We start from the raw sequence: 14,156 nt of genomic DNA on the forward strand, positions 1-14,156 counted from the left end.
TGGCGGCCCTCCCGGACGTCATGGGTGGCGTGGGTGTCACGGGGCTGTCGGGGGTCGGTCGGGGGTGCGTTGACACGGTACGCAGCAGGTCAGAGGGGGTCTGTGCCCGATCGGGCGGCCGGACGGGCAGCCGATGGAGCGGCGAGCACCCGGTAGTTTCGGGCGATGTCCGGCTCCGGCGACGAAGGTCCTGGCGGCTCCGGCGCACCGACCGTTTCGGAGAGCCGGCCCGGCGGCGGCAGGTGCCGACGGGCAGGTGCCGACGGGCAGGTGCCGAGGGGCAGGTGCCGACGGGCGGGTGCCGAGGGGCAGGTGCCGACGGGCGGGTGTCGGTGGGGCGCGGCAGGATGCGGGCATGCTGCTGGCCGACCTCGCGGCGACATCGTCCGCGCTCGCCACGACGCGCTCGCGGCTGGCCAAGCGCGCACTGCTCGTCGACGTGCTGCGGCGCACGCCGCCCGAGGACGTCGCCGTCGTCTCCCGCTATCTGGGGGGCGAGCTCCGGCAGCGACGCACCGGGCTCGGCTGGCGCTCGCTGAGCAGCCTGCCGCCGCCGGCCGAGGAGCCGACGCTGACCGTGGCGGAGGTCGACGCCGCGTTCGAGCGGATGTCACGGCTCGCCGGGTCGGGGTCCGGGACCGCCCGGGCGGCCCAGGCGGACGCGTTGTTCGGGGCCGCCACGGCCGACGAGCAGCGGCTGCTCGCCGGCCTGGTCTCCGGCGAGCTCCGGCAGGGGTCGCTCGACGCGCTGCTGCTCGACGCCGTGGCAGAGGCGGCCGGCGTGCCGCCCGAGGCCGTGCGCCGGGCGGCGATGATGGCGGGCGCGACGGAGCCCGTGGCCGTCGCGGCGCTGGGGGCGTCGACGCCGGACCTCGCGCTCCGCGCGCTCGGCGAGTTCGGGCTCGTGGTCGGTCGTCCCGTCCGGCCGATGCTCGCGCAGTCCGCACCCGACGTCGCCGCCGCGCTGACGGCCCTGGGAGGCGGTCCCGTCGTGGTGGACACCAAGCTCGACGGCATCCGCATCCAGGTGCACCGCTCGGCCGACGACGTGCGGGTGTTCACCCGCAGCCTCGACGACATCACGGTCCGGGTGCCGGAGATCGTGACCGTGGTCCGCGGCCTGCCCGCCACGGACGTGGTGCTCGACGGCGAGGCGCTGGCCGTGGGACCGGACGGCCGACCGCGCCCGTTCCAGGAGACGTCCGCCCGCAGCGCGACCCGCGACGCGGACGTCGCGGCGGTCACGACCCTGACGCCCTTCTTCTTCGACTGCCTGCACGTGGACGGCAAGGACCTGCTCGACGCACCGCTGCTGTGCCGTCTGGAGGCGCTCGACGCGGTGGCCGGCGCGTTCGCCGTCGACCGGCTGGTGACCGACGACCCCGCGGCCGCGCAGGCCAGGTTCGACGCCGTCGTCGGAGCCGGCCAGGAGGGGGCCGTCGTGAAGGCGGTCGACGCCCCGTACGAGGCCGGTCGTCGTGGCGCGGCCTGGCTCAAGGTCAAGCCACGGCAGACGCTCGACCTCGTGGTGCTGGCCGTCGAGCGGGGGTCGGGGCGCAGGCAGGGGCTGCTGTCGAACATCCACCTGGGCGCCCGGGACGGCAGCGGCGGGTTCGTCATGCTGGGCAAGACGTTCAAGGGCATGACCGACGAGATGCTCCGGTGGCAGACCGAGCGGTTCACCGAGCTCGCCGACGGCCCGAGCGACGGGTACGTGGTGCACGTGCGGCCCGAGCAGGTCGTGGAGATCGCGTTCGACGGGCTGCAGCGCTCGACGCGCTACCCGGGCGGCCTGGCGCTGCGGTTCGCGCGGGTGGTCCGGTACCGCGACGACAAGACCGCCGCCGAGGCGGACACCATCGAGACCGTGCGCGCGCTCGCGGGCGCCTGACCGGCGGCCGACCCGCGGCGGACCGGCTGACGCATGCGACCGCCGACGGGAATGGGCCCGTCGGCGGTCGGCCCGCTCGCGCGGGTGGGTGCGGTCCGGCTCAGCGCAGCCAGCCGTTCCGCTGGACGATCGGCAGCCTCGCCCACCGGCGGCCGAGGCCCCAGGTGTCTCCGGCGAGCAGCGTCGCGCACAGCACGAGGACCAGCGCGTAGATGACGTGGTAGTCGACCAGCGGGTTGTTCGACCCCTGGATGAGGGGCCACTCGGCGACCCACATGAGCAGCATGACCAACGATCCGGCGACGGCGGAGACCCGCAGGCCGATGCCGAGCATCACCGCCACCCCGACGCCGAGCATCGCGAGCATGAACAGCCAGTCCGTGACCGGCCCGGCCATCGAGGCGAACAGGTCCTTGAAGGGGCCGATGGCGGCGAACTTCATGAACCCCTGGCTGGGGGTGCCGCCGTTGATCCAGGCGAGGCTCGGTGCCCCCTCGGCGACGGGTGCGCCTGTGCTGTAGTGCAGGCCGAACGTCTTGTCGAGGAAGGCCCACAGGAAGATGAAGCCCGTCGCGAGGCGGGTGGCGGCCAGGACGCGCCGGCCGGTGCCGGTGGTGACGAGGTCGTCCTCGACCAACGTCGCGGGCTGGGTGCTTGTCGAGACCTCAGGGTGGATGGCCATGACTGTCTTCCCTCGTCAGCGGGCTCGTCGTCGGGCCCTGTGTGTGTGGAGCTGTTGACGATCCCTACACAACTCCCTCACATCGGCCGCTCCCAGGGTCGAAGGTCCCGGGGCCCCGGGCCGGGGATCCGGGCCGGACGTTCGGGACGGAGGTCCCTCGACGCGCCGGCGCGTCGAGGAGGAGGCTGGGCGCATCGGACAGCTCGTCCTCAGACGGCGGACGGTGCCTGCCGAGGGATCGAGGAGGCTCCCGAGATGCGTACCGACGGACCGGCACGGGGCACGAGGGCAGAGCGGTGACCGCGCTGGTGGTCTACGAGTCGTCGTTCGGGAACACCGCCGAGCTCGCCAGGGCCGTGTGGGCGGGGATGTTCGCCCGACGGCCCGACGTCGAGCTCGTCGAGGTCCGCGCGGCACCGGAGCACCTTCCCGACGCGGTCGACCTGCTCGTGGTGGGCGCGCCCACGCACGCGTTCGGCCTGAGCCGTCCGCGGACGCGCGCCGACGCCGCCGTGCAGGCCGGCCGGCCGCCGGAGCCCAGCACGACGGGCGTGCGCGAGTGGCTCTGGCACCTCGACCGGCCTGGGCGCACCGTGCATGCCGCCGCGTTCGACACGCGCATCCAGAACCCGCACGTGCCCGGCTCCGCGGCCTCCGGCGCAGGAAAGCGCCTGCGCCGGGCGGGCTACGACGTGGACGACGTGGAGAGCTTCTGGGTCACCGGGACCAAGGGTCCGCTGGCCGCCGGCGAGCTCGAGCGGGCGCGCGAGTGGGGGATCCACCTGGCGGAGGCCGCGGCCCGGCCGTCCGACTGACGTCCGACCCCCGTGCGGTGCGCCGTGCCCCTACGCTCCACCCGTGGACATCGCGTCGCCCCCGTCGCTGGAGTGGCACACGTGCCGGACCGAGCCGGGCTACGTGGGTGCCGTCACCCGCACCCAGTACCGGCACCTCGCCGGGAGGCGGGTGTGGCTGCTCACCGCGCTGCTCGCGGTGGTCGTCGCCGCGCTCGTCGTCGACCCCGGCGGGCCCAGCCTGTTCCTCGCGGGCGCGGTGGTCGTCGTCGCCGGGCTCGTGGTCCTCGGGTACGTCCGGGCGGTCCGCCAGGTGCCGACCGGCACGGTCATCAGCGCGGCGATCGGCACGCACCACCTCCACGTGCGAGGGCCGGTCGTCAAGGAAGCCGAGGTGCACTACTCCGCGTTCAAGGACGTCACCGTGCGCGGTCGGCTCGTGGTCCTGGAGCTGCGGAGCGGGGGACAGGTCATGGTCCTCCCGCTGGTGCTGTTCCCGGGTCCGGTGCTCGACGAGCTCCGGCGGCGGGTCCGGACCTCGCAGGCCCCCGGGGTGCCCTCGGCGGCTCGTGCGGCAAGGTCCGGTTCCCGGGCGAGGGAGGGACGACGGATCGCCACGTACACGACGGACGAGGGGTTCGCGCAGCGGCTCACGCGCGCGACGTTCCGCGAGCTGGTCCTCACCCCGGTGAAGCTGGGGGTGCTGGGTGCCGTCGCCCTGGTCGGTACCGCCGTGGCGGGCACGAAGGGCGTGGTCGCCGTCATGACCGTCGTGCTGTTGCTGCCCCTGGCGATGGCCGCCATGTGGTGGCGCGCCTACGTGGGGCTGCGGCGGCGTGTCGCCGCCGACGTGCCCGCCGGCTCGACCTACCTCGCCGCCGCCGACGACGACGGTCTCTGGCTGGCCGGGCCCGTGGTGACGACCGAGAAGCGGTACAGCGAGATCACCAGGGTGCGCGTCCGCGGCGGGTTCCTGTTCCTCCAGCAGCGCGCGACGCGGACCTGGGTCGTGTATCCCGCGCAGCTGTTCCCCGGCTCGGCCCTCGATGACCTGCGGGAACGCGTCGCAGCCGCGCCCGGCCCCACCGCGGCCACGGCCTCGTGAGCCGCGCCGCATCCTGCTGCGCGGCTTCGGCCGCCGCCCTGCGCGCGGCCGTCGGGTATCTTCGCCCGGTGCCGACACGCACCGCGCAGCCCACCCGGGCCCGCAGATGAGCACCGCGAGCGTGGTCGGTGGTGGGCCGGCCGGGCTGATCGCCGCGGAGGTGCTGGCCCGGGGCGGCGTCGACGTCACGGTGTACGACCGGATGCCGTCGCCCGCCCGCAAGCTCCTCCTGGCAGGCCACGGCGGGCTTAACATCACCCACACCGAAGCCGTCGACGCCTTCGCGGAACGGTACGGCCGCGCGACGGACAGGCTCCGACCCCGCCCTCGACGCGTTCGGTCAGGACCACCTGCGCGACTGGTGCGCGGGACTCGGCGAGCCGACGGTCGTCGGCTCCAGCGGGCGGGTGTTCCCGCAGTCGTTCCGGGCGACGCCGCTGGTCCGGGCCTGGCTGGCGCGGCTGACCGAGCTCGGGGTGCGCGTCGAGCGCCGGCAGCGGTGGACCGGGTGGGAGGCGCAGGATGCCCTGCGGTTCGTCGGGACCGACGGTGTCACGAACGTCGTCGCGAGCGACGTGGCCGTCTTCGCGCTCGGCGGTGCGTCGTGGCCCCGGCTCGGCTCGGACGGTGGATGGGTCGAGATGTTCGCCGACCGGGGTGTGGAGGTCGTTCCCCTGCGGTCGGCGAACGTCGGCGCGCGGGTGCCGTGGACCGACGTCTTCGCCGACCGGTTCCAGGGGACCCCGCTGAAGAACATCGGGCTGAGCGTCCGTGGCGGGCACGGCGGGCCGGCACGCGGCGACGCGATGGTGACCCGGTCCGGCATCGAGGGCGGTCCGGTCTACGCGATCGGCGCCGCGATCCGCGACGCCCTCGACGCCGACGGGCGGTGCGTGCTCGAGGTCGACCTCCGGCCCGGCCTGACCGTCGACCACCTCGCGGAGCGGCTGCGGCGCCGACGGCCGAAGGACACCCGTTCCAGCTGGCTGCGGCGCTCGATCGGCCTGGACCCCGTCGCCGTCGCGCTGCTGTGGGAGTCGCTGGGCGGCGCACTGCCGGACGAGCCCACGGACGTCGCCGACCTGGTCAAGGCGGTGCCGGTCGTGGTGACCGGGACGATGCCGATCGAGCGCGCGATCTCGACGGCCGGGGGGATCGCGTGGTCCGAGGTCGACGAGTCGCTGATGCTCCGGCGCCTGCCGGGCACGTTCGTCGCGGGCGAGATGCTCGACTGGGAGGCGCCCACCGGCGGCTACCTGCTCCAGGCGACGTTCAGCACCGGTGTGCTGGCGGCGCGGGGCGCTCTCGCGCGGCTCCAGGGCGACGGCGAGCGCTGACCGCCGCACCGCGGATGCGGCCGAGCTCGGGTGCGTCCCCGCACGTCAGCGGCATTGTCGCGCTGGACGGGTCCGAGGTCACCGGGGATGCTGGATCCGGCACCAGGCATCTGTCTCGAGACCGAGGAGGCCGCCGTGGACGACGGGAGCGTCACGCAGGGCGAGGTCGCCGCGCTGGTCGACCGGGTACGTGCCGCAGCGGCGGCGTACGTGAGGGGCGACATGGACCGTTACCTCGAGCTCGTCGACCACGCGCCGGGATACACGCTGGTCCCGCCGTTCGGCGGCCCTCCGGTCCGGTTCGAGGACCGCGCGGAGGGGGTGCGGGCGGCGGCGGGCTACTTCACCCGCGGCGAGGCGACGCTGGAATCCGTCGAGACCCAGGCGTGGGGCGACACGGTGGTCATCGCGATGGTCGAGCGGCAGCACGGGGAGGTCGGCGGGCTCCCCGACCAGGACTGGTCCGTGCGCGTCACCGAGGTGTACCGGCGCGACGGTCGCGGCTGGGTGCTGGTGCACAGGCACGCAGACCCGATCGTGCGGTTCGTCGGCCTGGACGGGGCGGCGGCGCTCGCGCGGGGGCCGCAGGACGGGGACCTGGTCTGAGGCCGCGTCGTCGCGGCCGGGTCGAGGCTGCGGTTCTCGTCGGCCAGGGGCAGACGACCCCGACGCATTGCGGCTCGTTGCCGCCCGCGACCGCCAAGGCGACCAGCACCAGGCTTCCGAAGAGACAGCCGACCGCGAATGCGTCTTCCCACCAGGGCCCGCCGACGTCGCGTCCGCGAGCCGACCAGTCGAGCGTCCTGCCGGCAGCTGCCTCGGCGCGCGTTCGGACGTCCAGAAGTCGCTGCCGAGCAACCTCCGTCGCCGCCTCGTCCTCGGACCCCAGCCAACGAAGTCCACGCATGATCCTGACCGGGTCATGGCCGCAGGCACGCTCGAACGCCGCCACCTCGTCCGGCTCGCGCCGTTCGCCGAGATACGACCAGCGCCCGGCCTCGACGCGATCCCCCTCGAGACGGCAGACGTCGGCGAGACGCTCACGAGCGGCCAGCGCGTGCGGCAGGCTTCCGACGAGGCTCGTGAGACGTCGCCGCGCCATCGTGACGTCGCCCTTGAGAAGGTCCTCGTCGACCCGCGCCAGAGTTTGCTCCACAGTCACGCCGGTCACCCTAGGCGGCCCCCGCCAGTTGCCGTCGAGGCGCATCGGACGACCGAGGGCGCCGAACGAAGGCGACCTCAGCTGAGGTCGTCCGCCGGACGTCGACCGCGCCGGCGCTCCCGGAACGACCGCACGACCAGGATCACCCCGGCGATGGCGACGACCGGGCCGATGATCGCCCACACCGTCACCCCGGTCATCGCGCTGCCGGCGACGTACCCCAGTCCCTGGAGCGTCCAGATCGACCCGATGACCGCGAGCAGCACCCCGAGCGCGATGCGGGCTCCGTTCCGCACGGGCACCTCCGATGAGCGGCGACGTCGGGTGGCTCCGGCATCGTGCAGGTCGAGTGTCGCGCGGCGTGCCGGCCCCCGCCAGACGCCGGCCGGTGCGGCCGTTCTCGGCGACCAGGCACCTCACGGTCCGGCGCGCGCATCGTCCCGATACCGGCCCGTGCGCGGCGTCGGCGAGGGCCCGACGGTCAGGGGCAGACGACCCCCACGCACTGCGGCTCGTTGCCGTTGTGCCTGGCCGTGTTCCCGCCCAGGTCGGTGGCACCCGGGGCGTAGATTCCCCAGCCGGTGTTGTTCCGGGCGTCGTTGCCGCCGATGCTGACGGCAGCGTCCGCGTTCTCGAGCCGCAGGCCGTCACCGTTGAGACGGAAGGTGTTGTCCTGCACGACCGAGCCGCCGTCGCTCTCCGCCGGGGCAACGGCGAACGACACCGTGGTCTGGTTCGCCCGGAACGTGTTCGCGGTGATCGTCGCGCCCCACTGGCCGACCTGCACCGCCGTCGTGTTCCCGACGAACGTCGAGCCGCTGATCCGGCTCACCGCTGCGATGCCGTCCACCGCCAGGTCCGAACCGGTGATCCGGCTGTTCGTGAGCTCGAGCCCGCTGATCATGCCGCCGCTGGACACGGCGGCGGGGTTGTCGACGAACGTCGACCGGTCGACCGTGGCGCTCCCCTCGGTGACGATGAGCGCGCGGTCGTTGCGCACGAACCGCACGTCGGTCACGGACGCGCTCGAACCGGTGTCCCCCCAGTAGCCGACCGCGTTGTCGGCGAACATCGTGTGGTCGAGGTCGACCGTGATGGACTGGGCGCTCAGAGCGAGGACGTGGTTGTTCGTGAACGTCGAACGGGTGACCGTGACGCTCTTGGCTCCGATGCCGCCGTCGCCCGTACCGTCGATCCCCGTGCCGTTGCCGTCGACCGCCAGACGGTCGACGTGCAGCGGTCCGCTCCCGGGACCGTCCCAGTCCACGAGCGTGCGCACCGCGGTGTCCCACCCGGTGATCGTCCCGTTCCGGACGGTCGCCTCACCGGTGCTCGTGACCGCCAGCCCGACGCCGCCGGCCGTGCCCCGCAGCGTGTGACCGTGCAGGTCGAGACTGACGTCAGGACCCAGGACCAGGCCTGGACCGGCGCACACCAGGTCGGCCCGCAGCACGGTGTCGACGGTGAGCGTCGACCCGCACGCAGGAGGGGTGGGTGCCGCGCTCGCGGGCCCGGCGACCAGGACGGAGGCGCTCGCGAGCGCCAGGCAGGAGAGAACGACCGGGACGCGCACGTGGTCCTCCACGGTGAGGTTCGGACGAGTGTCGGAAGGTGGCGAGGAAACCGGAGGTCCACGGGTGGCCCGCGAAGTCGCACCCTCGACCTGTCCCACCATGCCCGGTTTACTCCGATATGTCGCGATGGAGCCGGGTGAAAGCGGCTGGCGACGGGTGCATGTCGAAGGGCCCGCCACCCACATCGCTGCAGGTCACGGGCCCTTCACCGGCGGAGGATGGGGGATTCGAACCCCCGAGGGCTTTCACCCAACACGCTTTCCAAGCGTGCGCCATAGGCCACTAGGCGAATCCTCCAGGCCGTGCCCCCTGGGGGGCCGCACAAGAGTACCGGACCCCGGGAGCCATCCTGAAACCGGGTTCAGCGGCCCCGCGTCGACTCGAGCACCGCCATGGCGGCAGACCTCCCGGGGATCCCGCTCACGCCGCCGCCCCGTCGGGCGCCCGCACCGCACAGCAGGACGCGCTCGTGCGCGGTGGCGACACCCCATCGACGGGCCGGGGTCGTCGGCCCGTCGTCCTCCCGCCACGGCCACTGCAGGTCGCGGTGGAAGATGTGGCCCCCGGGCAGCGCGATCTCCTGCTCGAGGTCGACGGGCGTGCGGACTTCCAGGCACGGGTGGCCGTCCGCGTCCAGCGCGAGGCAGTCCTCGACCGGCTCGGCGAGCACGGAGTCCAGCGACCGCAGCGTGGCCGCCAGTGCGGCGGCCCGCGACCCGTCGGAATCGGCGCGGAAGAGGCGGGCCGGCATGTGCAGGCCGAACAGCGTGAGGGTGTGATGGCCCGTCGCCCGGAGGTCGGCGCCCAGGATCGACGGGTCGGTCAGGGTGTGGCAGTAGATCTCGGCGGGCGGCAGCGTCGGGATCCGGCCGGCGGCGGCCTCCGCGTGTGCCGCGGCGAGCTGCTCGGCGGACTCGTTGACGTGGAACGTTCCGGCGAAGGCCGTCCTCCGGTCCACCGTCGTGTCCCGGAGGCGGGGCAGCCGGCGCAGGACCATGTTGACCTTGAGCTGGCTGCCCTCGGGTCCCTGGTCGGGCTCGAGACCCAGGAGCTGGTCGAGCACGTGCGGCGCGGCGTTGACCAGCACGTGGGTCGCGGCGACGCAGCGGCGGGTGCCGTCGCCGTCGGTCCACGCGACCTCCCCGCCGTCCGGGTCGATGGCGTGCACGGTGGCCCTGGTCCGCAGCTCCGCGCCCGCCGAGCTGGCCGCGTCCGCGAGCGCGTCGACGACGGCTCCCATGCCGCCGACGGGGACGTCCCAGTCGCCCGTCCCGCCGCCGATCACGTGGTAGAGGAAGCAGCGGTTCTGCGCCAGGGACGCGTCGTGGGCGCCGGCGAAGGTCCCGATCAGCGCGTCCGTGAGGACGATGCCGCGGACGAGGTCGTGGCCGAACGAGCGCTCGACGAGCTCCCCGACGGGCGCGTGCAGGTCCGCCCACCACCGCTCGCCGATGGCCGCGCGAGCCTCTGCGCGGGTCGGCAGCGGCCCGGTGACGCTCGGGAACACGGAGCGTGCCAGCGCGTGCGTCCGGGCGCCGAGCTCCTGCCAGGCGCGATGGTCCGCCGCTGCGCCGACGGTGCCGAACGACCGCTGCGTCGCGCCGGTGTCTCCGGTGTCGACGAGCAGAGCGCGGGCCGGGTCACCGGGCAGCGGCGTGTACGAGGCGACGCGCCGGCGCCGGAGCTCCAGCGAGAGCCCGAGCTCGTCCCTGACAGCGCGCGGCAGCAGGGAGACGAGGTAGGAGTACCGGGACAGCCGGGCGTCGACCCCCCGGAAAGCGTGGTACGACCCGGTGGCGCCGCCGAGCCGGTCCGCGCGCTCCAGCACCAGAACGCTGCGGCCGGCCCTGGCCAGGTAGGCCGCGGCGGTCAGCCCGTTGTGGCCGCCGCCGACGACGACCGCGTCGTAGCGGTTCCGTTCCACGGGGTCACGCTAACCGTCCGGTGTCCCGTTGCTCTGAGTCCGGACGGAGTCCTCACGCAGCTCGGCGACCCCATGCTGCCGCCGACGTCCTGCCGGGACCGGACCGTCGACCCCGTCGGGTGCCTCTGTGGGTGGTCGGTCCTAGCCTGCGAAGGTCCGGGCTCGCCCGACGGCGGCGGGCCACCACGCGAACGAGGAGCGAGTCATGGCACACGGCGACATCACGCACATCGACATCCCCGCGGACGACCTCCAGCGGGCCGTGGGGTTCTACTCGCAGCTGTTCGGCTGGGAGATCCACGAGACGCCCGGCTACGAGGGCTACCCCATGTGGCGCGCCCCCAACGGCATCAGCGGCGGCGGCCTGGGGCAGCGGGACGGGAACCTCCAGGTCACCCGCAGCTACGTCGAGGTCGACTCGATCGACGACACCCTGAAGAAGGTCGCGGAGCTGGGCGGCAGGACGGTCCAGGAGAAGGTGGAGATCTCGCCGACGAGCTGGTGGGCCTCGTTCGAGGACTCCGAGGGAAACCAGATCGGCCTGTACGAGGGCTCCACGGACGCGGGCTAGAGCTCGCTGAACCGGGCCACCGCCCGGATCTTGTTCGTCGCGTCGAGGGCCGCGACCTTGTACGCCTCGGACAACGTCGGGTAGTTGAGGACGGTGTCGACCAGGTAGTCGACGGTGCCGCCGCAGGCCATGATCGCCTGCCCGATGTGCACGAGATCCGTGGCGGAGGTCCCGAAGATGTGGACGCCGAGCAGCGCGCGCGTCTCGGTGTGGACGAGGAGCTTGAGCATGCCGTAGGAGTCGCCGACGATCTGGCCGCGGGCGAGCTCGCGGTACCGCGCGACGCCGACCTCGTAGGGGACGACGTCGCGGGTGAGCTCGTCCTCGGTGCGCCCGCAGTAGGAGATCTCGGGGATCGTGTAGATGCCGATGGGCTGCACGGACGCCAGCTCGCGGGCGGGCTCCTCGAACGCGCGGTACGCGGCGAGGCGGCCCTGGTCCATGCTGGTCGCGGCGAGGGCGGGGAAGCCGATGACGTCGCCGACGGCGAAGATGTGCGGCTGCTGGGTGCGGTAGTCCGCGTCGACCGTGATGCGGCCGCGTGCGTCCGCGGACAGCCCGGCGGCCTCGAGGGCCAGGGCCGTGGTCTGGCCCTGCCGGCCGGCCGAGTACATGACGGTGTCCGCGGCGATCTTCTTCCCGGAGGCCAGCCGGGTCACTGTGCCGTGCGCGCCGGAGTCGACACCGGCGACCTCCTCGCCCAGCCGGAAGGACACGGACAGGTCGCGCAGGTGGAACTTCAGCGACTCCACGACCTCGGGGTCGCACATCTCGAGCATCGTGGGCCGCTTGTCGATGATCGTGACGCGCGTGCCGAGGGCGGCGAACATGGAGGCGTACTCGATGCCGATGATGCCCGCGCCGACCACCACCATCGAGCCGGGCACCCGGTCGAGCGCGAGCACTCCGTCGGAGTCGACCACGGTGCGCTCGTCGAACTGCACGGTGTCGGGCCGGTGCGGGGTGCTGCCCGTGGCGACGACGACGAACAGGGCGGTGACGGTGGCGCGGCGGCCGTCGTCGTCGAGCACCTCGATGGTGTGCGGGTCGAGGAAGCGACCGGTGCCCTGGAGGATGTCGACGTGGTTGCGCAGCAGCTGGGCGCGGACCACCTCGATCTCGCGGCCCACGACGTGCTGGGTGCGGGCGAACAGGTCGTCGACCGTGATGTCGCTCTTCACGCGGTAGCTCGCCCCGTACATGTCCCGCTGCGCCATGCCGGTGAGGTACAGGACGGCCTCGCGCAGGGTCTTGCTGGGGATCGTCCCGGAGTTCACCGACACGCCGCCCATCATGTGCCGGCGCTCGACGACCGCGACGCGGCGGCCCAGCTTGGCCGCGGCGATGGCGGCCTTCTGCCCGCCGGGCCCTGAGCCGATCACGACGAGGTCGTAGTCGTACCGCGGCTCGGGAGCGCCCGGTGCCGTGGGCTGCGGGTCGGGGACGGCTGTGGTGGCCATGCTCGCAGTCTGGCGCGGCCGGTCGGACCTGGCAGCCGTTTGCCTCTTTCCGGGAGGGCCTACCCGCGGGTAGCATCCGTGACTCAACTGATGACACGAGTCATCGTCAGACTGACGGGGAGGCGACATGAGCGCACGCGGGAGCGCCCTCGTCACGATCGGACTGGCCGCAGCACTGGCCCTCACCCCCACGGCGGGCTGGGCGACGTCCGACCCCGATGTCAGTGCACCCGGTCCCACCACCGCCGCCAAGGTCCCCGCCGGCGTGCTCGGCGCGCTCCAGCGCGACCTCGGCCTCTCGAAGGCCGCGGCCGGCGAGCGCCTGGCCTTCCAGGCGGGCGCGACCGACGTCGAGCGGAACCTCGCCGCACGGCTGGGCACCGGCTACGCCGGGGCCTGGTTCGACACCACGAAGAACGTGCTGCACGTGGGGGTCGTCGACGCGGCGGGCGCCGCCGCCGTGCAGGCAGCCGGCGCGCACCCGGTGGCCGCCCGGCACTCGCTCGCCGACCTGGACGCCTGGAAGGCGGCCCTCGACGGCGCGCTCGGCACCGTCGCGTCGGCGGTGCCCTCCTGGTACGTCGACGTCACCACGAACACGGTCGTCGTCAACGCCACCGTCGGAGCGGCCGCGCAGGCGCGGGACCTCGCGCTCGCGGCCGGCGTGCCGGACGACGCCGTGCAGGTCGTCGAGACCACCGAGGCGCCCCGCACGCTCGCCGACGTGGTCGGTGGGAACGCCTACCGGATCAACAGCCAGTTCCGCTGCTCGGTCGGCTTCGCGGTCAGCGGCGGCTTCGTCACCGCCGGGCACTGCGGGGCCACGGGAGCGACGACCACCACACCGTCCGGGGTCTTCGCCGGCTCCAGCTTCCCGGGGAACGACTACGCCTGGGTGCGCGTCGCCACCGGCAGCACCCCGGTCGGTGCCGTCAACAACTACAGCGGCGGCACGGTCGCCGTCGCCGGCTCCACGCCGGCGGCCGTCGGGGCCTCGGTGTGCCGGTCGGGCTCCACGAGCGGGTGGCACTGCGGCACCATCCAGGCGTTCAACGCCACGGTCAACTACGCGGAGGGCAGCGTCTCCGGCCTGATCCGGACCAACGTGTGCGCCGAGCCCGGCGACTCCGGCGGCTCGCTGCTGGCCGGCAACCAGGCGCAGGGCATGACGTCGGGTGGGTCCGGCAGCTGCACGTCCGGTGGCACCACGTACTTCCAGCCGGTCAACGAGGCCCTCGGTGCGTTCGGGCTGACCCTCCTCACCTCGAGCGGGGGTGGCGGCACGCCGACCGGGTGCACCGGCTACGCCCGGACCTACACGGGCTCGCTCGGCGCCCGTCAGCAGGCGGTCCAGCCGACCGGCAGCTACGTGACCGTCAACGCGAGCGGCACGATCCGGGTGTGCCTCGACGGCCCGAGCGGCACGGACTTCGACCTGTACCTGCAGAGGTGGAACGGGTCGTCGTGGGTGAGCGTCGCGTCGGCCACGTCGGCGAGCGCCGACGAGACGCTCAGCTACAACGGGACGGCCGGCCAGTACCGGTACACCGTCTACGCCTACGCGGGCTCCGGCGCCTACACCCTCGGTGCCACGACGCCCTGACGCCCTGACATCCCACCGACCGACGAGGGTCCTGCACCGTAGGGGGGTGCAGG

12 protein-coding genes, 1 tRNA gene and 2 pseudogenes are annotated in these 14,156 nt (G+C 73.6%); 8 read left to right on the top strand and 7 right to left on the bottom strand.

The window, feature by feature from the left end; genetic code table 11:
• Positions 1 to 355: 355 nt before the first annotated feature.
• Positions 356 to 1,891 carry an ATP-dependent DNA ligase gene (locus ACVW07_RS14675; protein ID WP_456819975.1) on the top strand — a complete coding sequence of 512 codons (1,536 nt, stop codon included), beginning with the start codon at positions 356 to 358 and terminating at the stop codon, positions 1,889 to 1,891.
• A 100-nt stretch (positions 1,892 to 1,991) separates the two neighbouring features.
• On the opposite strand, the gene ACVW07_RS14680 is transcribed toward ACVW07_RS14675, so the two are convergent.
• Positions 1,992 to 2,573: a DoxX family protein gene (locus ACVW07_RS14680; RefSeq protein ID WP_456819976.1), complete on the bottom strand. Its 582-nt coding sequence runs from the start codon at positions 2,571 to 2,573 to the stop codon at positions 1,992 to 1,994.
• Positions 2,574 to 2,869: 296 nt separating this feature from the next.
• Between ACVW07_RS14680 and ACVW07_RS14685 the strand changes: the two genes are divergently transcribed.
• From ACVW07_RS14685 to ACVW07_RS14705, 5 genes and pseudogenes are all read left to right on the top strand, one after another.
• Positions 2,870 to 3,388, top strand: a complete 519-nt coding sequence (locus ACVW07_RS14685) for a flavodoxin family protein (protein ID WP_456819977.1) — start codon at positions 2,870 to 2,872, stop codon at positions 3,386 to 3,388.
• A gap of 43 nt (positions 3,389 to 3,431) precedes the next feature.
• Complete coding sequence (locus ACVW07_RS14690; protein ID WP_456819978.1) at positions 3,432 to 4,472, top strand: hypothetical protein; 1,041 nt, start codon at positions 3,432 to 3,434, stop codon at positions 4,470 to 4,472.
• A 106-nt stretch (positions 4,473 to 4,578) separates the two neighbouring features.
• A pseudogene (locus tag ACVW07_RS14695) lies at positions 4,579 to 4,728 on the top strand (FAD-dependent monooxygenase); the annotation flags it as partial.
• Positions 4,729 to 4,822: 94 nt separating this feature from the next.
• Positions 4,823 to 5,809: an NAD(P)/FAD-dependent oxidoreductase gene (locus ACVW07_RS14700; protein ID WP_456821088.1), complete on the top strand. Its 987-nt coding sequence runs from the start codon at positions 4,823 to 4,825 to the stop codon at positions 5,807 to 5,809.
• A gap of 135 nt (positions 5,810 to 5,944) precedes the next feature.
• Positions 5,945 to 6,415 carry a nuclear transport factor 2 family protein gene (locus ACVW07_RS14705; protein ID WP_456819979.1) on the top strand — a complete coding sequence of 157 codons (471 nt, stop codon included), beginning with the start codon at positions 5,945 to 5,947 and terminating at the stop codon, positions 6,413 to 6,415.
• Positions 6,416 to 6,509: 94 nt separating this feature from the next.
• Here ACVW07_RS14705 and ACVW07_RS14710 read toward each other — a convergent pair.
• From ACVW07_RS14710 to ACVW07_RS14730, 5 genes and pseudogenes are all read right to left on the bottom strand, one after another.
• A pseudogene (locus tag ACVW07_RS14710) lies at positions 6,510 to 7,016 on the bottom strand (DUF6584 family protein); the annotation flags it as partial.
• Positions 7,017 to 7,048: 32 nt separating this feature from the next.
• Positions 7,049 to 7,267 carry a hypothetical protein gene (locus tag ACVW07_RS14715; protein ID WP_456819980.1) on the bottom strand — a complete coding sequence of 73 codons (219 nt, stop codon included), beginning with the start codon at positions 7,265 to 7,267 and terminating at the stop codon, positions 7,049 to 7,051.
• 185 nt (positions 7,268 to 7,452) lie between these two features.
• A complete protein-coding gene (locus ACVW07_RS14720; protein WP_456819981.1) occupies positions 7,453 to 8,544 on the bottom strand; it encodes a hypothetical protein in 1,092 nt (363 codons plus the stop codon).
• 213 nt (positions 8,545 to 8,757) lie between these two features.
• Positions 8,758 to 8,842: transfer RNA gene (locus tag ACVW07_RS14725), tRNA-Ser, on the bottom strand.
• A gap of 64 nt (positions 8,843 to 8,906) precedes the next feature.
• On the bottom strand, positions 8,907 to 10,469 hold the full coding sequence (locus ACVW07_RS14730) for a phytoene desaturase family protein (protein ID WP_456819982.1): 1,563 nt from the start codon (positions 10,467 to 10,469) through the stop codon (positions 8,907 to 8,909).
• Positions 10,470 to 10,674: 205 nt separating this feature from the next.
• Here ACVW07_RS14730 and ACVW07_RS14735 point away from each other — a divergent pair, with 205 nt between their 5' ends.
• Positions 10,675 to 11,040, top strand: coding sequence for a VOC family protein (locus ACVW07_RS14735; protein ID WP_456819983.1), 366 nt, complete (start codon positions 10,675 to 10,677; stop codon positions 11,038 to 11,040).
• Here ACVW07_RS14735 and sthA read toward each other — a convergent pair.
• Positions 11,037 to 12,500, bottom strand: coding sequence for a Si-specific NAD(P)(+) transhydrogenase (sthA, locus tag ACVW07_RS14740; protein ID WP_456819984.1), 1,464 nt, complete (start codon positions 12,498 to 12,500; stop codon positions 11,037 to 11,039). The two genes, ACVW07_RS14735 and sthA, sit on opposite strands and share 4 nt — an antisense overlap.
• Positions 12,501 to 12,627: 127 nt before the next feature.
• Here sthA and ACVW07_RS14745 point away from each other — a divergent pair, with 127 nt between their 5' ends.
• Complete coding sequence (locus ACVW07_RS14745) at positions 12,628 to 14,103, top strand: S1 family peptidase (RefSeq protein ID WP_456819985.1); 1,476 nt, start codon at positions 12,628 to 12,630, stop codon at positions 14,101 to 14,103.
• Positions 14,104 to 14,156: the final 53 nt, after the last annotated feature.

This window comes from Cellulomonas sp. URHB0016 (assembly GCF_054057935.1).